The sequence below is a fragment of the Psychrobacillus sp. OK032 genome, assembly GCF_900111345.1.
Lineage (GTDB): Bacteria > Bacillota > Bacilli > Bacillales_A > Planococcaceae > Psychrobacillus.
Window position 1 is genome coordinate 252,044 of the sequence record NZ_FOGY01000001.1, and the last position, 21,141, is coordinate 273,184.

The 21,141-nt window shown below is 36.8% G+C and carries 22 protein-coding genes and 1 pseudogene; all 23 read right to left on the reverse strand.

The window, feature by feature from the left end; translation table 11 throughout:
* Positions 1 to 137: 137 nt before the first annotated feature.
* The gene (locus BMZ04_RS01225) at positions 138 to 647 is read right to left on the reverse strand and encodes a DivIVA domain-containing protein (RefSeq protein WP_093263808.1); all 510 of its coding nucleotides are present in this window, start codon (positions 645 to 647) and stop codon (positions 138 to 140) included.
* Between the two features lie 96 nt (positions 648 to 743).
* Positions 744 to 1,532: a YlmH family RNA-binding protein gene (locus BMZ04_RS01230; protein ID WP_093263812.1), complete on the reverse strand. Its 789-nt coding sequence runs from the start codon at positions 1,530 to 1,532 to the stop codon at positions 744 to 746.
* Positions 1,533 to 1,862: 330 nt separating this feature from the next.
* A complete protein-coding gene (locus tag BMZ04_RS23085) occupies positions 1,863 to 1,946 on the reverse strand; it encodes a helix-turn-helix domain-containing protein (RefSeq protein ID WP_369802617.1) in 84 nt (27 codons plus the stop codon).
* Between the two features lie 121 nt (positions 1,947 to 2,067).
* Positions 2,068 to 2,331 carry a YggT family protein gene (locus tag BMZ04_RS01240; RefSeq protein WP_093263817.1) on the reverse strand — a complete coding sequence of 88 codons (264 nt, stop codon included), beginning with the start codon at positions 2,329 to 2,331 and terminating at the stop codon, positions 2,068 to 2,070.
* 19 nt (positions 2,332 to 2,350) lie between these two features.
* On the reverse strand, positions 2,351 to 2,827 hold the full coding sequence (locus tag BMZ04_RS01245; protein WP_093263821.1) for a cell division protein SepF: 477 nt from the start codon (positions 2,825 to 2,827) through the stop codon (positions 2,351 to 2,353).
* Positions 2,824 to 3,516 (reverse strand): YggS family pyridoxal phosphate-dependent enzyme, encoded by a 693-nt coding sequence (locus BMZ04_RS01250; RefSeq protein WP_093263826.1) that lies wholly within the window; start codon positions 3,514 to 3,516, stop codon positions 2,824 to 2,826. Before BMZ04_RS01250 ends, BMZ04_RS01245 begins: the two co-directional genes overlap by 4 nt.
* A 76-nt stretch (positions 3,517 to 3,592) precedes the next feature.
* Positions 3,593 to 3,832, reverse strand: coding sequence for a YlmC/YmxH family sporulation protein (locus BMZ04_RS01255; RefSeq protein WP_093263830.1), 240 nt, complete (start codon positions 3,830 to 3,832; stop codon positions 3,593 to 3,595).
* A gap of 107 nt (positions 3,833 to 3,939) precedes the next feature.
* Complete coding sequence (gene sigG, locus BMZ04_RS01260) at positions 3,940 to 4,722, reverse strand: RNA polymerase sporulation sigma factor SigG (protein WP_093263834.1); 783 nt, start codon at positions 4,720 to 4,722, stop codon at positions 3,940 to 3,942.
* Positions 4,723 to 4,813: 91 nt separating this feature from the next.
* Positions 4,814 to 5,521, reverse strand: a complete 708-nt coding sequence (gene sigE, locus BMZ04_RS01265) for an RNA polymerase sporulation sigma factor SigE (RefSeq protein WP_093263839.1) — start codon at positions 5,519 to 5,521, stop codon at positions 4,814 to 4,816.
* Entirely contained in the window at positions 5,521 to 6,363 is an 843-nt protein-coding gene (locus tag BMZ04_RS01270; protein WP_177184271.1) for a sigma-E processing peptidase SpoIIGA, read from the reverse strand. The genes sigE and BMZ04_RS01270 overlap by 1 nt, the downstream gene beginning before the upstream one ends.
* Positions 6,364 to 6,744: 381 nt before the next feature.
* The gene (gene ftsZ / locus BMZ04_RS01275; protein WP_093263849.1) at positions 6,745 to 7,905 is read right to left on the reverse strand and encodes a cell division protein FtsZ; all 1,161 of its coding nucleotides are present in this window, start codon (positions 7,903 to 7,905) and stop codon (positions 6,745 to 6,747) included.
* Positions 7,906 to 7,947: 42 nt separating this feature from the next.
* The gene (gene ftsA, locus BMZ04_RS01280) at positions 7,948 to 9,240 is read right to left on the reverse strand and encodes a cell division protein FtsA (protein ID WP_093263854.1); all 1,293 of its coding nucleotides are present in this window, start codon (positions 9,238 to 9,240) and stop codon (positions 7,948 to 7,950) included.
* Positions 9,241 to 9,352: 112 nt separating this feature from the next.
* Complete coding sequence (locus BMZ04_RS01285) at positions 9,353 to 9,703, reverse strand: small basic family protein (RefSeq protein ID WP_093263858.1); 351 nt, start codon at positions 9,701 to 9,703, stop codon at positions 9,353 to 9,355.
* Positions 9,704 to 9,706: 3 nt separating this feature from the next.
* Positions 9,707 to 10,426, reverse strand: a complete 720-nt coding sequence (locus BMZ04_RS01290) for a DUF881 domain-containing protein (protein ID WP_093263865.1) — start codon at positions 10,424 to 10,426, stop codon at positions 9,707 to 9,709.
* A 58-nt stretch (positions 10,427 to 10,484) separates the two neighbouring features.
* Positions 10,485 to 11,213 carry a DUF881 domain-containing protein gene (locus BMZ04_RS01295; RefSeq protein WP_369802611.1) on the reverse strand — a complete coding sequence of 243 codons (729 nt, stop codon included), beginning with the start codon at positions 11,211 to 11,213 and terminating at the stop codon, positions 10,485 to 10,487.
* Positions 11,188 to 11,988 (reverse strand): cell division protein FtsQ/DivIB, encoded by an 801-nt coding sequence (locus BMZ04_RS01300; RefSeq protein WP_093263875.1) that lies wholly within the window; start codon positions 11,986 to 11,988, stop codon positions 11,188 to 11,190. The genes BMZ04_RS01295 and BMZ04_RS01300 overlap by 26 nt, the downstream gene beginning before the upstream one ends.
* Position 11,989: 1 nt before the next feature.
* Positions 11,990 to 13,045 (reverse strand): annotated as a pseudogene (locus BMZ04_RS01305) (FtsW/RodA/SpoVE family cell cycle protein); the annotation flags it as partial.
* Positions 13,046 to 13,100: 55 nt separating this feature from the next.
* Entirely contained in the window at positions 13,101 to 14,456 is a 1,356-nt protein-coding gene (murD, locus tag BMZ04_RS01310) for a UDP-N-acetylmuramoyl-L-alanine--D-glutamate ligase (RefSeq protein ID WP_093263886.1), read from the reverse strand.
* A gap of 1 nt (position 14,457) precedes the next feature.
* Positions 14,458 to 15,429, reverse strand: a complete 972-nt coding sequence (gene mraY, locus BMZ04_RS01315) for a phospho-N-acetylmuramoyl-pentapeptide-transferase (RefSeq protein WP_093263889.1) — start codon at positions 15,427 to 15,429, stop codon at positions 14,458 to 14,460.
* 66 nt (positions 15,430 to 15,495) lie between these two features.
* The gene (locus BMZ04_RS01320; protein WP_255367749.1) at positions 15,496 to 17,361 is read right to left on the reverse strand and encodes a penicillin-binding transpeptidase domain-containing protein; all 1,866 of its coding nucleotides are present in this window, start codon (positions 17,359 to 17,361) and stop codon (positions 15,496 to 15,498) included.
* Between the two features lie 113 nt (positions 17,362 to 17,474).
* Positions 17,475 to 19,643, reverse strand: a complete 2,169-nt coding sequence (locus tag BMZ04_RS01325) for a penicillin-binding protein (protein ID WP_093265440.1) — start codon at positions 19,641 to 19,643, stop codon at positions 17,475 to 17,477.
* 35 nt (positions 19,644 to 19,678) lie between these two features.
* Positions 19,679 to 20,047 (reverse strand): cell division protein FtsL, encoded by a 369-nt coding sequence (ftsL, locus tag BMZ04_RS01330; RefSeq protein ID WP_093263900.1) that lies wholly within the window; start codon positions 20,045 to 20,047, stop codon positions 19,679 to 19,681.
* Positions 20,048 to 20,998 (reverse strand): 16S rRNA (cytosine(1402)-N(4))-methyltransferase RsmH, encoded by a 951-nt coding sequence (rsmH, locus tag BMZ04_RS01335; RefSeq protein ID WP_093263905.1) that lies wholly within the window; start codon positions 20,996 to 20,998, stop codon positions 20,048 to 20,050.
* Positions 20,999 to 21,141 lie beyond the last annotated feature (143 nt).

A 21,141-nucleotide genomic window follows, 5' to 3' on the forward strand; every position in this document is an offset into this window, starting at 1 on the left:
GGCATTAACTTTATTCAGCACTTATTGTTTGCGACGAGTAACCGCAGGAGCAGGGGTTTGTGGACACCCACTAAATTGTATCCTTGCTTCGCATTCAACTGGCCATTTATTATGAGGGAGACTTCTGCTGAATGAAGTTAATCTTCTGTTGCAGAAACTCGATCAAGGCTTTCTGTATCCACGTCGTACTCCATTAGATGATTCCAATCATCTGTATTGATCAAGTCGAGTTGTGCTTCTACTAGCATTTTAAAACGATTACGGAAAACTTTGGATTGTTTTTTCAAGTCCTCAATTTCTATTGCAACTCTTCTTGCTTTGGAAAGTGCTTCATTGACAATTCGATCCGCATTTTTTTCTGCTTCTTTTACGATTAACTTCGCTTCTTTTTGTGAGTTTCTTCGTACTTCTTCAGCAGCTTCTTGAGCGACAACGATAGACTTATGTAAAGTCTCTTCAATCGATGTGAAATGCCCAACTTTCTCGCTTGAAGATTTTAATTTGGTTTCTAGTTCTTTTTTTTCTTTTAATAAGATTTCAAGATCTTTCATTATTTGATCAAGGAATTCGTTTACTTCATCTTCATTGTACCCTCGAAATCCTTTACTAAACTCCTTGTTATGTATATCAAGTGGTGTTAATGGCATCTGTTCCATCTCCTTTGACTAGACTATCATTCGTCTCTCTATTATACATTTACGGTAGGGGGAAAACATCTAAAATTCCAAGATTGTTGTATATATTTATTTTTTTTGCTCTAAACGACCTATTTGAAGTCGTATTTTATCTTTTTTTGTTCTTCCTTCTATCATTAATAACTTAACTCGTCCTAATCCACGAATGGAGAGTAAATCAAGTTCCTGCAGTTCCATAGACGTTTGATCTTTCTCCGCCCAGTTTACTTTCACTTTCCCACCTGAAATGAGAGAAGCAGATTTTTGACGCGAAATATTAAAAACAGCAGAAAGCACAGTGTCTAAGCGTAAAGAACTTACTGTCAAAGTCTCAGTTAGCCACTCTTCCGATTGCTCGAAATAGTTTCGTGGGTCTTCCACTACTTCGATATGCACCTTCACTTTTCCGATAGCCGAAAAGTTTGCCTGTACATAGTCCAATACTTCCGAAGCAACGACAAATTGAATCGCACCGTCAATTACACGGATATCCCCAAATTTACTTCGGTCTATGCCTAGAGACATAATCGACCCTAGAACATCCTTATGCTTTAATGTAACAAACTTAGTTGGATACTTAACTTCCACTACAGACATAGAGAAGTCTTCAGTCGTTGGTACAAAATAAGAAGGATAAAGTAAAACTCTTTTTCGTTCAGCTTGAGCAAGCGTCCCATCTGCTTCTGACTGAATTCCTTCATATTGTCTACGTATCGAATCAACGATAAACTGCTGTCTTGGGTCTAAGAAATCCAATAATTTGGGAGCATACCTATTTTCTACTTCATGCATCATGCTCACGACTTGCTCAATAAAAGGCTGCTCTTCTTTTCTAAAATGCTGTAACACATGTTCCATTTTGGTCTATCTCCTTATGTATATTTAAGTACCCCCGATTCACTTCGTTTAGAAGTGGGAGATTCCTAAGTACACCAACATATCCGTCAGTTATGGATTAGGCGAACCCCGTCATTACAATAATAACGGTTATAAGAATCTGCTAAATTTTCCACTGTTTTTTGTAAGGCAATACTATCGACTTCCTTTAAAAAGGGTTAGTATTGCTTGAGTTTTGGAAGTTGCTTCACAATCTCGTATTTGTGGAACCTCTCCCCCTCCAATTATTCGTAGGCACCTTTCCATACTGTTTCATTTCTTCGAGACAATATACCAATAAGTATCTTGTTCTTATTGTTTACCAAGGAAGAAATTGAATACCAATCTTGAACAATCAATCGTTTTATTGATAAAGATTTTATCATTATGAAACAAATTTTGCTAACGCCAACCGAAATCCATCTCATCTCCCACCTACTCATTGGGCTACGTCCTGTATATTCATTGAGGAGATGGCCTTTTTTCGTAATGATAAAAAACCCCACGAATGTGAGGTTTAGATGAATGCTATGAAAAGATACGCTACGCCACTCATTGCAAGCTGTAAAGTGAAAATGGCAACAATTGGAGAAATATCAATCATACCTAGTGGAGGGATGATTTTACGGAATATGTCTAAATACGGATCGCAAATTCTACCTAAAAATTTTCCAATACTGGATTGCTGGATACTTGGTACCCATGACATTAAAATATATACGATCAATGCATACGTATATATTGTTACTGCTTGACTTAATAAGTTTAAAAATAAAATCATATTATAAATTGCTCCTCTATTAATCTAAATCGTTATAATAATAATCCGAAATGGCTCCCGCTACTTCTACGGAATCTGGTGCACAAAGGAATATATCAGTACCAACTCGTTGGATATCTCCACCTAAAGCGTACACGGTTCCGCTTAAAAAGTCGATGATTCTGATTCCTTGATCTTTATCTATACGTTGTAAATTAACAATGACCGCTTTTTTATTTTTCAAGTGTTCTGAAATATCTTGGGCTTCTGCATACACACGTGGTTCTATTAGCATTACTTTGGAAGACTTCTGCACATTTTGGATACTTACTAAATTTGGTACAGGCATTTCTTTAGGTGTCGTATTGAATTTACGCTCTTTCACAGGGGACTTAACCGGTTGCTGTCTCATTTGACTTTCTACTGGTTGTTGCTGAGGTTTTGGCTGCTGTGCTACTGAAGTTTCTTCCTCTTCATCTAAGTAGAAGAAATTTTTCATCCAGTTTTTCATGCTCATATAATTTCCTCCCTCTCTTTACCTACTAATGCTGTTCCAATTCTAACGAATGTAGCACCTTCCTCAATTGCAATTTCAAAGTCACCCGACATACCCATGGATAGTTCTGTACAAGGAGCATGGATTAACTGTTTGGCTGCAATTTTTTCTTGTAGTGCTTTTAACTGACGAAAGACATTACGGATAATGGAATGATCATCTGTATTTGGAGCCATTGTCATCAATCCAACGACACGAATACGGGAGTAATTTTCTAACTCATTTATAAAAGTCTCTGCTTGTTCGATAGAAAGACCATGTTTTGACTCTTCTTCAGACACATTTACTTGTACAAAACAATCTATCTTCGAAGTTGCTCTTTTTTCAATTTCATCTGCTAAACTGATGCGGTCAAGCGAATGCAAATAATCCACTTCATTAATTACTGCCTTTACTTTTCTTGTTTGTAGCGTTCCTATGTAATGCCATTTGACATTGTCTGAAATGGCATCTAATTTGTTCTTTAGTCCATCCGGTCTGTTCTCTCCGAGATGCGTTATGCCAGTGTCAATTACTTCTTTTGTACGATCCACGGAAACTTCTTTCGTCACCGCAATAATCGTTACATCCTCCACTTTTCGTTCGGAACGATTACAAGCATCTTGAATATGTTGTTTTATTTGTTGTAAATTTTGCTGTACGTTTGTCATATGAAAACCAACTTTTCATCATTTGTTTTTGTTTATTGTATCAATGAAACACTGATTTATCAATGATGAAACATGCCTATTCTATGTTTCTCGAAACAATTATTACATCTTTACCAATAATAGCTACATTTTGAACTGCAATTTTTTTAGTTTCCCTTTTTTTGTTAAAGAATGTTGGATAAGATCCATTTGTTTCCACGATAAAAGAAATAATATGCCCAGTCTCTTTATCAATTTCCGCATCGACTATAAATCCTAATAATTGGCCGCTATTTGCTTCAATTACTTCCTTTTGTTGTGCATCAGAAAATTTCATCGTCAACCTCCTCTTTACACATTGTATGAACGAAATCAAAAAAAAACGCTTCTTCTATGTAGAAAAAGCGTTTTGTCTATTTTTTGTCATAATGTTCGAATAACTAATCATTTTGGATTTAAATGGCTTTGAATAGTAGACAATGCACTTTTTTCTAAGCGGGAAATTTGTGCCTGAGATAACCCTAAATCCATTGCTATTTCTGTTTGTGTAGCTCCGTAGTAAATTCTCTTTGTTAATATTTTCTTCTGTCTTGCATCTAGATTTTGGAAACTTTCTTTCACAGTAAAATACGTTACCCATTGATCTTCGGATACATCATTATCACATAATTGATCCATCATATAAATAGCGTCTCCTCCATCACTAAAAATAGGTTCTTGGAGAGAAACAGGATCTTGAATAGCATCCAAAGAAAGTAAAATATCTTCCACTGGTATTTCTAATATTTTCGATAAATCATCCAGTGTTGGTTCTTGTAAATGTTCATTTATATATTGTTCTTTTGCTTTCATCGCTTTATAAGCAATATCTCTTAACGATCTAGAGACGCGTACAGAGTGATGATCACGTAAATGTCTTTTAATTTCTCCAATAATCATCGGAACAGCATACGTGGAAAAACGAACGTTATGCTTTAAGTCAAAGTTTTCAATTGACTTAATGAGTCCAATACATCCAACCTGGAACAGATCATCTGCTTGTTCCCCGCGGTAAGCAAAACGTTGAACAAGACTTAACACTAGCCTTAAATTACACATTACTAGTTCTTCCTTAACTGACTCTTCACCTGCTTGTAACCTGATAAATAATTCTTTCATTTCTTCATGCTTAAGTAAAGGAAGCTTAGATGTATCAATGCCGCATAATTCTACTTTTGTTCTCGTCATAGATCTTCCTCCGGACTTTTTAATTGGTTCTAAGTCAGTTTGTCCGGTAGCGTGAAGATTATTCCGAGGGAGCCGCATCCAATTTCACCCATTAAGCAATGGGTTCATTTAATAGCTCTTTTAAGTCTAAAATTATTTTCTTTTCTAAACGAGATATATAAGACTGCGAAATTCCTAAATGATCCGCTACTTCTTTTTGTGTCATTTCTTCTTTTCCATTCAATCCAAAACGACACTGCATAATATACTTTTCCCGATTTCCAAGTAGATTAATCGCTTCAAACACATGTTGTCGCTCTAGTTTTTTCTCCACATCTTCAATGATTAAATCTTCACTAGTTCCTAGTATATCGGATAAAAGCAATTCATTCCCATCAGAATCAGAGTTTAATGGTTCATCAAAAGAAACTTCAGATTTCATCCGATTCGTTTTTCTTAAATGCATTAATATTTCATTTTCAATACATCTAGAAGCATATGTAGCGAGTTTAATACCTTTATCCAAATTAAATGTTTCCACCGCTTTAATAAGTCCAATTGAACCAATACTAATTAGATCTTCTATATTCGTATTCGTTTGATCAAACCTCCGTGCAATATACACAACAAGTCTTAAATTTCGTTCGATAAGTATATCTCTTGCATGCTCGTTTCCATCCATAAAAGCTAAAAGCATTTCACGTTCTTCTTCTCTTGATAGTGGTTTAGGTAGTGATTCATTACCACCAATATAATGTACTCCACTTCTTTTAAAAGATAATATCCAGTAATATAGTCTGCGCAATAATTTCAACAGCATTATCTAACACTCCTTTTCTTTAAATGGAAATAAGAAGAACTGTGCAAAATTCCATCTGCTCCATGAGGAAATTTATCTTTCACTCTCGTCATGACGATATATCCTTTTGGTAAAGGCAGATCATTTACTATCCATTCTTCGTACTTTATCCCAATTACCCAAGTTTTCTCTTTTTGTATTGTAGATATTGGTATTAATCGTAATTTAGTAGCATATTCTTTGGAGAGTTTGTCAAGTCCTTTATTTTTCTCAAACTCCCAGTCACTAATTGATTGAAACAATTCTTTAGGTAGTACATCTTTTAACACCTCTGCTGCTACAAAATGTACTGGATCATTTGAAAGTGGTTCTTTACATACATTTCCCGAGTCAATAAAAAGAGTTAACTCCTTTGTTTCGCCAAACAAAGTTATATGCGATGTATATAATAACTCTCTTTCTGCATTTAAAATATTGAGGTGCAGTACATGTTTCGTTAAGAAATAGAGTCCACCAATTGCGATTAATGCGAAATTAACCATCATAAATGTATTATTACTATTGCTATACATCGGTGCTATAGCAGTTAATAATCCTCCAGCGAATACGCTTGCAAGTAATGTCAGCGTAATCGCTTTTACAATTTGTGTGCGTTTCTTCCAAAAAGCAATGCCGATCATAACGAAAAAAGACAAGAATATCGTACTTACGTGATGAGAGAAAATGACTGTAATCACTCCAGCAACAAAAGCTGAAAGGAATAAATATCTTTTTTGGTTTTCAATCCACCCAATTTTGTTTGCGAACGCTAACACGGTATAGTTGAAAAAAGTATTAGTTGCAATCATGACTTCCGCGTACATGATTCTCCCCCCTTTTTTACTAAATGGTATCATGTCACTTATAAAAACTTTGTCAAAAGAACGGTCGAAAAGCTTCTTTTTTAACGACAAAAAAACATAATAAAGATACTATCAGTATTAAGGATAGTTCGCAATTTAGGGATAATGCGTCAGCCTATTAGGTGTCCGCTATGATTTCCGCTTCAGGTGGACGCTTTCCGCCTGGAGCGGAAATCATAGCGGACACTTAATCAAGCTTTTTAGTGCGCAGTATCTCTATAAAAGGCAAACCCTATGTCGCTTGGAAAAAATTGTCTACATGCCATAAATTAAATAATCCAAAACAAAAAAGCTATCTCCAAATCGATTTGATCGAATTGAAGACAGCTTTATGAGTAGTTATTATCTACGTTGACGATTTCTTAAGAATGTCGGAATATCTAGTGCATCTTCTTGTGGATGGTTAGACACTTGACGTTCTTGGCGTTCATGTTGTAATGGTTGTTGTATTTCTTCTTTACGTTGTTCACGGATTGGAGGTGTTGGAGCAGCTTGTTGTGTTCTACTTCCACCAAACCCAGAGCTTCTTGGCTGTTTTTGCATAATTAGTTCTTCGTTGAAGCCCGTCGCAATTACCGTAACAACAATTTCATCTTTCAAATTATCATTAATTACCGAACCGAAGATCATGTTCACTTCTTCATCCGAAGCTGAAGCAACGATATCAGCAGCTTCTTGTACTTCGAACAAACTTAAATTAGAGCCACCAGTTATATTCATTAGCACTCCAGTTGCACCATCAATAGATGTCTCAAGAAGTGGACTGGAAATTGCTTTTTTCGCTGCTTCTGCTGCACGATTTTCACCTGAGGATATACCAATTCCCATAAGTGCCGCCCCTTTATCGGACATAATCGTTTTAACGTCCGCAAAGTCCAAGTTGATAAGTCCTGGAACAGCGATTAAGTCAGAGATACCTTGAACCCCTTGGCGTAATACATTATCTGCTTCTCTAAAAGCTTCTAGCATTGGCGTATTTTTATCTACGATTTCCAATAAGCGGTCATTTGGAATAACGATCAATGTATCTACTGATTCTTTCATCATACCGATACCGCCAACCGCTTGAGTAGCTCGTTTACGACCTTCAAATGTAAAAGGACGTGTAACAACACCTACTGTTAGTGCGCCCAAATCACGTGCAATTTGAGCAATTACAGGGGCAGCACCAGTACCAGTTCCTCCACCCATTCCAGCTGTAACGAATACCATGTCTGCGCCTTTTAATGCTTCTTCGATTAGTTCCTTGCTTTCTTCCGCTGCTTTTTTACCGACTTCTGGATTTGCACCTGCTCCTAATCCACGAGTGAGCTTACCACCGATTTGTAATTTGACTTCGGCTTCAGACATTTTTAAAGCTTGCGCATCCGTATTAACAGCGATAAATTCTACCCCTTGAACCCCATGTTCAATCATTCGATTAACAGCGTTGTTACCGCCGCCACCTACTCCAATAACTTTAATAACGGCTAATTGATCTTCGTTTGTTTCAAATTCTAACATGCTATTGCCTCCTATATTCTCTTAAGCTATGATAAAGGTTTTTTATTCAAAAAATTTGTCGAAAAATTTCTTCGCTTTTGACATTGCGCTTTCTTTGTTATCATTTGTCGAATTTTGAACAGTTTGTTTTTGTTTTTTAGGACTCGAAACTGCTTCACTACTAGCCATTTGTGCTAATGCTTGGCTATTACCAATTTTACCATAGAAAAGATCTTCTTTATAGGCATATCTTATAAGACCAACAGCAGTTGTATATTGTGGTTCGCGTACCCCAATATAATCTGGTGTATACAATCTCACTCTTGTTTGGAGAATATGTCTTGCTAATTGACCTATTCCATCCAATTTAGAAACGCCCCCAGTAATTACTACACCACCAGGTAGATCTTGTAGACCCATTCTATAAAACTCTTCTAATACTAATTCGAATAATTCTTCTAGACGAACACCAATGATTTCTGCAATATACCGCTGAGAATATTGCTCTTTCATATCTGCTCCAATTACTGGAACTTCAAAAAGTTCATCATCTGAAGCATCATCGTAAAAGGCATGTCCATATTTCAACTTAATCATTTCTGCTTGTTCAGTCGGAGTTTTTAATACAATTGAAAGATCTTTTGTAATATGCTCTCCTCCTACAGGAATAACAGAAGTATTGATTAAATGTCCTTCACTGAAAATGGCAATGGTAGTTGAACCCCCACCAATGTCAATATAGGCAGTACCATGGTTTTTTTCATCTTCTGTTAAAGCAAAATGACCACCTGCCAATGGTTGCAAATAAATCTCTCTAATTTGCAGACCAGCTTTTTCCACACACCGCAACACATTATGTAAAATTGTTTTGGATGTTGTCATCATAATTCCGTCTAGCTCGAGACGAGTTCCGATCATACCACGTGGATCTTTTATTTCTTCCAGATGGTCCACTATGAATTGCTTTGGTGCAATATTGATCAATTCTCTTTCAGGTGGTATAGACATTACCTGAGCAGATTCAATGACACGTTCTAAATCACTATCAGTAATTTCTCTATCTTCTCTATTTACAGCTACTACGCCCTTAACATTTTGTATATTTGCTAAATTAGCTGGAATTCCTAGAACGATTTCATGGATAGCCATTCCGATCATTCTTTCCGCTTCACTTATTGCTTTTTTAATAGACTGAACAGTTGCGTCTATATCAACAATGGTGCCCTTTCGAATCCCATTTGATTTTACATTACCTACACCTATTACATGCAGCGAGTCATCATTCATTTCTCCTATTAAGACTTTGATAGAAGACGACCCGATATCTAGTGATACATACAATTCTGATTGATTCAACCCGTGGCACCTCCTATTTACTCTTTATCTATTATTCTAGTGTAAAAACCTTATAAAGTCTAAAACTTTATCATATATATAGTTTAATATTCTAATTTTTCATACATATTGTTCATGCATTTTTTCTTTCCGACCATTTTGTCAATAACATTCGGCGTATTACTGCTATATTTTGGAACAACCGCACGCCAAATGCAAAAATTGCAGCTAAATATAAATCTACTCCAAGATGAACCCCTAAAAACGCCAACGCTGCTGCTAGTCCAATATTGAAGAAAAATCCGGTTACAAAGACCTTATCGTCATATACATGTTGTAATTGTGCCCTAATTCCCCCAAAAAGCGTATCAAGAGCCGCTAGTACAGCAATAGACAAATAGCTTTCATATATTTCCGGAACTTGGATATCTGTTAAAAGACCAAGGGAAATCCCGAGTATTAAACCTAATAATGGCAACCACATGCGTTACTCCCCTCCTGGAATCTCTTGTAAAAATTGATTGTTCACTGATTGGTCATAACCAGAAATAGTGAGGTTGTTTTCAGGATCACCGATTTCTAACGTCAGATTATCAATGTAAAAGTCATCACCAATAGCCGAAGCCTCGAGTTGGTTATACATTTTTTTAGCATCTTCAAACGATGTTGTTCCGATTTTTATTGTAAAAGGGGCATTTCGTATCGCAAGATTATTTACGGTTGTTTTCCCATTTACATCTCTTATTGCCGACGAATAAATAATGCGTTTTCCGTCTATTTCTACCGCTTTCGCTTTAAACCGATTAATCTCATTGACCAATCGAATAAGTAAATCGGGTGAAATTCCTTCAATTTCTTGTCCCATTGCGATACTTTCCAAAGATGGCTTCACATTAATGGTAAGTCCTGGACCATTAAACGGTTCTATTCCAATATCCTTCTTCAATTGGTTAACTGTATCATTTAATGCGATTTCTGGACTTTCATTCCTCATATTTTCGTATTTACCTATCGTTTGCTCTAGCATTCGCACTTCTGATAATAACTCTGAATGTAATTCCGTTTCTCTAGCAAGTTCCTGACGAATAGCCCAAATGTCTCTCGTGTCTCTCGTTTCTGGATTTTTAACGGTATTATATTGAACAGCTAACATAAAACCAACTATTAACAAAATGATCGTAAACCGAATATAGACGGCTTTTTTCATTATTCGGCCTCCTTTAACCGCACACAGCCCGTTAGGTACAAAATCGCTTACGCTTTTGTTATGAGCTTTTTTCGTCCCGTAACGCAGGCATTGTTATGTTTCCTTTTTCTTCTACCGTTACGACAATATTATCACTTGTTAGCTGGTCTAAAACGCCACCTCCTAGATGAACAGAAGCTAATAGGACAGCTGGATCTCCTACTGCTTCGATTGTAAACGGTGCGGGGAATGTCTTTCCATCTATCGTTATAACAGGGCCTGTACAACGGATAAACGAATTCGCTCGAAGTCTTTGTCCATTAATGGAAATCGCCTCTGCCCCCGAAATTTTCAATTCATTCACCACTTTGAAAACATGGCTCTCATGTACAATATAATCATTCGGATTTTCTTGGGATGGGTTGTATGCTCCATCTTCTAATGATACCGCGATGCCCTTTCCTTGTGACGGTAGATCACCCATTAATAACCTTAACTTTTCTGCTTCTTTGACTAATGCTTCTGCACTTTCCTCACTATTTGCAAACGATTGTTCCAAGTCACGAATCCCTTGCTGTTTTTCATTTATTTCCTCCGTGAGTTCCTTATTTCTTTCTTTTTGGTCAATCAATTCTTCTCTATATTTGTTCTGTTCCAAAAAACTTTCACTCGTAATATTTCTTTCCGATTCATTTTCTACAGCCATACTGTAGGAATAGGCAAGTATAAAGCCCAAAACCAAACTTACTATGGAGATAAGTATTCGACCTCGAGAAGGTATTCTAAGGAGTTTGTTCCTTTTCTTCAAGCTCCGTCGCCTCCTCATCGATTTCTTCATTATACAATTCTACATATGGTTGAAAGAATGAGCCCACCTCTAGGTCGATAATGCCTTTTACGTCGGGATTTAGCTGCGATACGATGGATGGATAATAATTCATCTTTTCAGCAAACGACGGGATTATGGCTTTTATTTCATTACCATCATTCATAAATACTTGTATAGAATATACATCATTTTCTGTTGGCGTATATATGATTTGCGAAATAGTTAACAGTACTTCTGGTTCTAAATTAGCTAATTCTTTTATTAATCTTAAACGAACCTTTTCCTCTTTAAAGCCCGAAAAGATTGGTCCTTCAAAGGGTAAGACTTGTCCGTCAGTCTCGATTACTTTGCCATTTTCTAGAATAATACTAAGTGTTCCATCTTTGTCTTCGTATCCAATTTGTTTGTATTCCTCCACTTGGATATGTACTTCCGTCAACCAGTTGCGTTTTACATGAGCAGATTTTACCCACTCATTTCGTTCTAACGTTTTTTCGATATTATTTTCTTTAAACCCCCACATGGAATCGCCCAATTTTAATGTACTTTGTTCAATGTACTTTTCTTTTGGTAAGAGCAATGCACCTTCTAACTCAATTGTCTGTACTTGACTATAGGCAGATTGAAAATAGAGAACGATTAAGAGAGTAGTGACAAAGAGAAAAAGTAGAATGGAAAACTTTTTGTTTGTTCTGCGTCTTCTACGTTCCTTTAAAGTAGGTATGCGATCTTCAATATCGATGATTTTTTCCATTCTACCGCCTCCCTTCGTTTATAGATGTATTCGCTAAGTTGAATATAATTCCAATTATTATCCAAGTCATAACAAGAGAAGATCCACCATAGCTAATAAACGGTAAAGTAACACCCGTTACAGGAAGTAGCCCTGTCACAACTCCCATATTCAGAAACGTTTGTACAGTTAACAACGAAGTGAATGCTATAATCATTAACTGTGCATCTCTCGTTTTGGTTTTAGCAGCCATCATAAAGCTTGTCGTAAAAAAAGTAAGAAAAGCGATGATGACTATTAACCCACCTATAAAACCTGTCTCTTCTAACAATATAGAAAAGATAAAATCATTTTGAGGTTCAGGTAAGTATAAAAACTTTTGTCTACTATTACCATAACCAAAGCCAAATAAGCCAGCTGGTCCTATAGCAAGTAGCGATTGAATCGCCTGGAACCCCGAACCTAAAGGATCCTTCCATGGGTCTAGAAATGCTTGGATTCGAACAAGTCTATACGGTGCTGAAACGATCAATGCTATAAAACCAATAATCCCCACAGCACCAATTGCCATAAAAAACTTGATAGATAGACCCGCAGCAAACAATAAAAAGAAAACTGCCACTACTAACACAAACGCAGATCCAAAATCCGGTTGAAGCATGATTAAACTAATCGGCAATAGCAGCAAAATGGCACTTTGAAAATAAACTACTTTTTTCGGCTTTTTATCATTTGCCAAAGCAGTTGCTAATAATCCTAAAACAGCGATTTTAGCAAGTTCTGCTGGCTGAAAATTCATAAAACCTAACGGAATCCAACTTTGTGAACCATTTCGTACTACACCTATTCCAGGGATTAATACCCCTATTAATAATACGATAGAAATTAAATATAAAATTTTCCAAAATGTAGGAATGCGTATAATGCTTTTGTTTCGGATAAAAAAAGCTACAGCAATACCTATGATCAAATAAGTTGCTTGTTTAATAGCGAATGGCATTTGCCCTTTATAATGTACTTCACTCCAGTAAGAACCAGCAGAATGTACAAAGAAAATGCCAATAATTGATAAAAATAGGACGGAGGAAACGAATAATACTTTACTTTTAACTTCCGATTATTTCATCCTTTCGTTACTCTTTCAGCGAAATAACTTTATTGATAAATTCATCACCACGTAGCTCGAAGCTGGCGTATTGATCCCAACTTGCGCAAGCTGGTGATAATAATACGACATCCCCTTCATCCGATACTTTTACCCCTTCTTCAATAGCTTCCACTAAATTTTTCACTTGAACGACTGTTGGAATAGATTGTTCCTCTCCAAACTTTTGCAAACGTTCTGCAGTTTCCCCGTAATGAATTAACGCTTTTACATTACGTAGATATGGAATCAACTCATCAAAAGAATGACCTCTATCAACACCACCAGCAAGTAAAATGACTGGTTCCGAGAAACCTTCTAATGCACTTTTGGTTGCCAATGCGTTCGTAGCTTTAGAATCATTGTAGAACTTTCTATTGTTCCACTCTCTAATAAATTGCGTGCGATGTTTTACGCCGTGAAAGGTAGAAAGAACAGTCGTTATATCTTCTATAGAACAACCCATTATTAGTGCTGTGGCAGTTGCTGCTAACACATTTTCTAAATTATGTTTGCCCCGAAGTGCGATGTTGGATCGTTCAAATACCTGCTCGCCATTCCAATAGACGAACTGATCATCCGCGCTTATGCCATCTTTCGTCTTTTTGCTAACATAAAACGGAACTTTAATCGCCTTACTCTTTTCTGCATATTCCATTACAAGGTGTTGTTCTCCATTATAAATAAACCAGTCGGAAGCATCTTGGTTTCTCGTAATATTAAATTTAGCATCCGTATATTCTTGGAAATCCTCATGATAATCTAAATGGGCTTCATATAAATTCATCAAAATGGAAATTTTCGGTTTTAATTGTTCTGTTCCCATTAGTTGGAACGATGAAAGCTCTGTTACGATTGTATGCTCTTTTGAAGCTTCTTTCGCTACACTACTAGCAACTGTTCCAATATTCCCTGCGATTAATGGGTGTTTTTGTCCTTGTTTCAGTATTTCAAAGATAAGTGTAGTTGTTGTTGTTTTTCCATTAGATCCGGTAATACCAATCATTGGTGCATCACTTATACGATAAGCAAGCTCGACTTCTGTCCAAACTGGGATTCCTCTTTCTTTCGCTTCCGCAATAACGGAGTTTGAGTAAGGAATACCAGGGTTCTTTACTATAAGACTGAATCCTTCGTCTAAAAGATCCTCGGGATGACTTCCACATATAACCGTTAATCCTTTAGAAAGTAAGTACTGTGCATTCTCGTTTTCATCAAAAGGTTTTGCATCATTAACAGTTACAAAGGCACCTAAATCATGCAAAATTTCGGCCGCAGCCGTACCACTCTTCGCCAGGCCTAATACTAGTATTTTTTTATGATAGACAATTGGTAACTGTTTCACTTTACAAAACCTCCATCAATACAACAAACATAGCGGCAACAAAACCAACTGCCCAAAATACAGTTACAATTTTGCGCTCATTCCAACCAGAAAGTTCAAAATGATGATGAATCGGACTCATTTTAAAAATACGCTTGCCAGTCGTTTTAAAACTAATTACTTGTAAAATAACGGATAAAGTTTCTACCACAAAAATAATACCAACGATTAGTAACATTAACTCTTGCTTGACTAGAATTGATACCATTGCCAGCGAGCCACCCAATGCGAGTGAACCAGTATCACCCATGAATACTTTTGCCGGATTTTTATTGAATAAAAGAAATCCTAATAGAGCTCCAGCCACACTAAATGCGAAAATGGCTATATCTGTTTGTTCAAAAGTAAGTGCTAGCACTGCAAATGTTACGAAAGCTACAGACGCAGTACCGGATACTAAACCATCTAGCCCATCTGACAAATTCACTGCATTAGAAAATCCTACTAACCAGAAGATTAGAAACGCTACATAAAATTGACCAAGTGAGAAATCGACATTCGTAAATGGAATGGCAAGTGATGTATCAAATGGACCTAATTTTAATAAGAAATAAGCAACAATGGATATTACAATTTGGCCAATCAATTTTTGAATAGAAGTTAACCCAAGATTTCGCTTTAATACTACTTTAATAAAGTCATCCAAAAATCCAATAGCTCCAAATCCAACTAAGATGATGAGCAAAACAATTGATTGTGTCGTTAACTTATCGAAGTAAAACGACAGACCAATCGTGGAGACGATGATGGAAGTAATAAAAATAAGTCCTCCCATTGTTGGCGTTCCTGCTTTTTTTTGGTGTGATTCAGGTCCTTCTTCTCTAATACTTTGGCCAAATTTCATCTTCCTTAGATAAGGAATAACGAATGGTGCAAGAATGACCGATAAAAGAAAACTAACAAATAGTGTTATAATCGTTGCAGATAATGTCATAAAAAAATCTCCTTAATTGCCATCAACTATAGCTGAATGTTCCATAGTTATTTATTTTTTAAATGGTTATTTCGTATATACATGTATGGTTCCATCAATAGGTATTAGACTATCTTCTTTTGGTAACTGGGTAAGTATTTCATCCCCATCACCATGCCAAACTATTGAAAATGGATACATATAGGACGTTACTTCTTTTTTCTTTACTCCTATTAAATTCGGAGTACGAACTTGCTCGATATCTCCCCAGCGGTATTCTTTTTCCAATTGTTTACCACCGGCGGTAACCTCCAATGAGTCCTCGATGATTTGCCCTACAATCGGTGCTGCAATGACAGACCCAAACAATAAAGAATTTTTGGGATTATCGATTGCAACGTATACAACTATTTCCGGATTATCCGCTGGAGCAAAACCGATAAAAGATACGATATATTCACCTTCCATATATCTACCATCTTTTACTTTTTGGGCAGTACCTGTTTTTCCACCAATTCGCAAACCATCTCTATATGCTTGCCTACCGGAGCCTAACGCTACAACATGTTCTAGCGCATCTCGAACTTTCGCAGATGTTTCTTCACTAATTACTTGTTTTTTCATCTCTGGTTCGGTACTCGATAAAATATTATTTGTTTCCCCTTCTAACACATTTTTTACAATATACGGTTTATATAAATAACCCCCGTTTACTGCTGCAGCAACCGCCTGCACTTGTTGAATAGGTGTTACAGAAATACCTTGGCCGAATGATGTAGTCGCATGTTCAACAGGTCCGTATCGATCTTTACTAAATAGAATGCCCGTAGATTCCCCAGCCATGCCTGAACCTGTCGATTGTCCAAAACCAAAATTTCGAATATACTCCTGAAGCTTATCCGGACCTACTCTTCTCCCAAGCTCGATAAAACCTGGGTTACAGGAGTCTTGGACTACTTCTAGGAAAGTTTCATCTCCATGTCCTTGTCTTTTCCAGCATCTTAGCCTTGCACCTTCTACCATCGTATAACCAGCATCAAAAAAATGATCCTTTTCTAAATCCACTACATTTTCTTCTAATGCAGCACTTAATGTAATTATTTTAAATGTTGAGCCGGGTTCAAATGTCATCCAAACTGGTAAATTACGATTATATATAGTAGAGTCCACATCTTGGTAATTTGCAGGATCAAAGTTTGGAGCTGATGCGAGTGCGAGTATTTCTCCTGTATTAGGATTCATTGCTATCCCAATAGCTTGCGTTGCATCATATTGCTTCATCGCTTGAGAAAGTTCCCTTTCCACCACTTGTTGGATTTTCATATCAATCGTTAGCTGTACATGATTACCTTTCACGCCACTTTTCCAACCATCATCTACATGCGGTAAAGGAATGCCTTTTGCATCCGTATACATTCGAATGGCCGAATCTTTGCCTATTAATACAGAATCATATTGATATTCAATTCCCGCAAGTCCTTGTGTGTCATAACCGGTAAATCCTAATAATCTAGAAAGCATCTCTCCGTGGGGGTAGTCTCGTACATAATCGACACCAGAATATAGCCCTTTAATATTCTTATCTTGTATTTCCATTGCTAGTTCAGTAGAGATATTTTTCCCAGCAGGTGCAACTTTTATGATGGAGGCTCTCTTATTCAGTTGTTCAAATAGCTTTTCTTTTTCCATTTGAATAAGTGGTGCAATTTGTTCAGCTACTTGTTCTGGGTCATCATTTTGTGACGGCATGTAAAATAAAGTCGGTGCGAGCTTATTTCCTACAATTATTTCTCCATTCCTATCCAAAATATTGCCTCGTAGTGATGAATAAGGAAGCTCTCGATCCCAGCTCTCTTTTGCTTTAGTCGTCAATTCATCAAATTGAAAAAATTGTAGTTGTATTAGTTTAGCTCCAACTAATAGAAATAAAATAATCGTTATTAACCAAATCATTCGCAGACGGATCATTTGCTTTATTTTAGAAATGCCATTTTCTCCTTTTGCTCGTTTTAGATAACGTATGAGAAAATGACAGTAACTATTCTATTCCTCTTTATATAACTCTACTAATCTTGCGGTAGTTCTTCCACTAATTCCTCTTCCAAAGGAGCAGTAGTATTTACCATTTCTTCGGGGGTCGCTAATTGGACAACGATTGGTGTTTCATTAGATACAATGGAACCAGCTGTCAAACTTTGCTCTGTCACAAACCCTTCCCCAATAATTTCGATAGGAAGATTCGCTAATGATTTATATATCATTAAATTTCGTTTTGACCAACCTGTAAAATTTGGTAATTGAATTTCACCTTGTCCTTTAATGAACACCGTGCCACTAGAAATAATAGATGTACCAGCACTCGGGTACTGCTCCATTACACTTTCTGACTGCCCAATTATAACAGTTTTCAAGCCTTGTGACTCTAGCATACTTTGACTCTCAAAAATATTTTTACCAACTACATTTGGCATTTCAATTGGGGTAGCAAGCTCCAGATTTTCAGGTTGAACGTTTAAGTATTTCAGACTTTTTTCTGTTACTGCATTAAATATTTCAGCAACTGGTTGTGACCCAGATTCCGATAACTCTAACTTCGGTTTATGCACAGTGACATACACGATTAACTGTGGGTCTTCCACAGGAGCCATTCCTAAGAACGAATATAAAAATAATTCGCGGCCCCAGTAATATCCTCCACCTGGTTTTGCAATTTGTGCTGTTCCTGTCTTCCCAGCGGTAGTATATTCATCTAGTTTAAAACGTTTTGCAGTACCATATTCAGATGTAACCGTACTAGCTAGAATTTCCTTCACTTGATCAGCTGTTTTTTCTGAAATAGGCGATTTTTTTTCGGTAGGTTGATGATCGCTTAGTACTTCACCGGTATTCGGATCAACAATTTTATCAATAACATATGGTTGCATCATCTTTCCTTTGTTCGTTATTGCAGTCATCCCTTGAATCATTTGAATAGGAGTCACAGTAGTACCTTGCCCGTATGTCGTTGTTACTCTGTTCAACGGATAGGTATCAAGAACAGTTCCTGTAGCTTCATTCGGAAGATCTATACCTGTTTTTTCTCCAAAACCGAACCGATGGATATATTCGATGAATGTTTCATCTCCCATTCGGTTAAGTAAATATGCCATGGACACGTTAGATGATCGTTGAAAACCTTCTATATACGTAATTGGGCCCCACCCATATACATTATGATCTCGAATTGTATCACCGAATAATGTGTAGGATCCTGAGTTAAAATAGTCATTTGGATCCCATACACCTTCTTCAATTGCTGCAGCTAAAGTAAAGATTTTAAAAGTAGAGCCAGGTTCGATCGTTTGTTCTGTTGCCTCATTTAACCAATTTGTAGACAAGCCTTCTCGGGTATTTGGCTCGAACGTTGGCCTTTGGGACATTGCGAGAATTTCTCCTGTTTTAGCATTCGCCACTATGGCAGTCATTTTCTCAGGATTATATTGTTCTTCCGCTTTGTTAAGTGCATCTTCTAAAAAGTTTTGAATTGTTTTATCAATGGTCAAATGTATATCTTGACCATTCTGCGGTTCCATCACCATTTTTTCTGCATTTGGAAGTAAAAATCCTTTTGTATCACCTTTAAATTCTACTTTCCCAGGGGTTCCTGTTAACTCTTTGTCATATATATATTCAAGCCCCATTTTCCCCACGGTTTCTGCTTCACCCTCTTCATTCTCTTCTTTTAGTGCAAATCCTATTAAATGTGAAGCAAATTGACCGTTAGGATAAAGTCTTTTCAAATCTTGCTCAAAAATAATTCCGGGTAAATTTTGTGCTTTTATTTCATTCATTTCTTTATGACTAATATCTCTACCAGCTTTTCCAAACTCTACTTGATATCTTTCTTTTTCTATACTTTTGTTCAATAAATCCTCTATCTCTTCTTCCGTCATATCAATATATTGCGATAATACTTGAGCGGTTTCTTTCGTATCTATTACATGTCTAGGTACTTTACTATTCTCCGAAGCTTTTGGGCTTATAACGGCGATCATTTTATAACTTAATGTGTCTTGAACAATAATTTCCCCGTTCCGATCGATAATGTTACCTCTACTCGCTTGTAAAACTTGTTCTTTACTATACTTCGAATCTGCTTTTGCTGATAATACTTGTCCTTCTGCAATTCCGGTCACTTGAATGAAAACGAATCTTCCCAATAATAGAAAAAAGAGCCCTCCATATAATAAAAACATAAGAAAGGCTCCCCATTGAAAACGAAATTTTTTATTCATTGTCCTGGTACTACCTTCACGTTTTGCTCATTCAATTTCAATCCGAGCTCTTCCGCCTTTTTCCAAATGCGATCATAGGTAGATAGTTCACTTACTTGTATGGACAAATCTGTATTTTCTTTTGAAGTAGTATCGATTTGTTTTTCGATTTGAGAAATGTCCGTAGTTGTAGAACGAACAGCGGTTTGCGTTTGGATAATCATGACAGCGAGTAAAGTTACAACAGCAAGCAGACAAATGAGTAATATTTTCTCACCTTTTGATAAAAGCTTTTTATGTTTCTGGACCGTTTTTTGTTTTTGTGGTTGTTCTGGGAAAGAAGGACGACTTATGTAAGTCTCTGACTGATGATTACGTAAAGCCATTTAAACACTTCCTTTTTCTATTAGTTTTTCCACAATTCGTAGCTTAGCGGATCGAGATCGATTATTCACTTCTAGTTCTTCAGCTGAAGGTAATATCGGTTTTCTTGTTACTAGTTTTAACATTGGCTCCATCCCAGCTGGAATTACTGGCAAGTTTGGAGGTAAATCAGGTAAGGACGAAGCTTCCTTAAAAATTGTTTTTGCTAATCTATCTTCGAGCGAATGGAATGTAATCACACTAATTCTTCCACCCACGTTGATCAGTTGGATAGCATCTTCGAGAGAATCCTCCGCTGCTCCAAGTTCATCATTTACTGCTATTCGGATTGCTTGAAAAATTCGTTTAGCCGGATGCCCACCTGTTCGTCTTGCCGCGGCTGGAATCCCTGCTTTTATTAACTCCACCAATTGGAAAGTCGTCTCAATCGGAGCTGTTTCTCGAGCTTGTTCAATTTTACGAGCAACTTGTTTGGAGAACTTCTCTTCCCCGTATCGGAAAAATATTTTCACCAATTTTTCATATGCCCACTCATTAATAACATGATAAGCAGTTAACTCGCTAGTTTGATCCATACGCATATCAAGAGGAGCGTCATAGTTATAGCTGAAACCACGTTCTGGCGTATCGAGCTGTGGGGAAGATACCCCAAGGTCATATAATATGCCATCTACTTTTTCAATCCCAATTTCAGCAAGTTCTTTTTTCAAATAACGAAAATTCGCATGTACAAAAGTTACTTGATCTAAATAAGGTGCAAGCTTTATTTTTGCATTTTCAATTGCGGTCATATCTTGATCGAAACAAATTAACTTACCTTGTTTATTTAATTGTTGCACTAAGTATTCACTATGACCTGCACCACCTAATGTACAGTCCACGTAAATACCATCTGGACGAACAGCAAGTCCATCTACCGTTTCCTTTAATAATACTGTTGTGTGATGAAACAAGCCTTTTCCTCCTTAATCAAAATCGGCTCGGCATATTTGCCTCTCCTTTTCTTCGTTCAGCCCCGCAAAAGTGAATTCTCCTACGAAAGCCCGTCATAGAAAACGGCGCGTCTGGATTTTTACTCGAGCATGCCCGATACAAT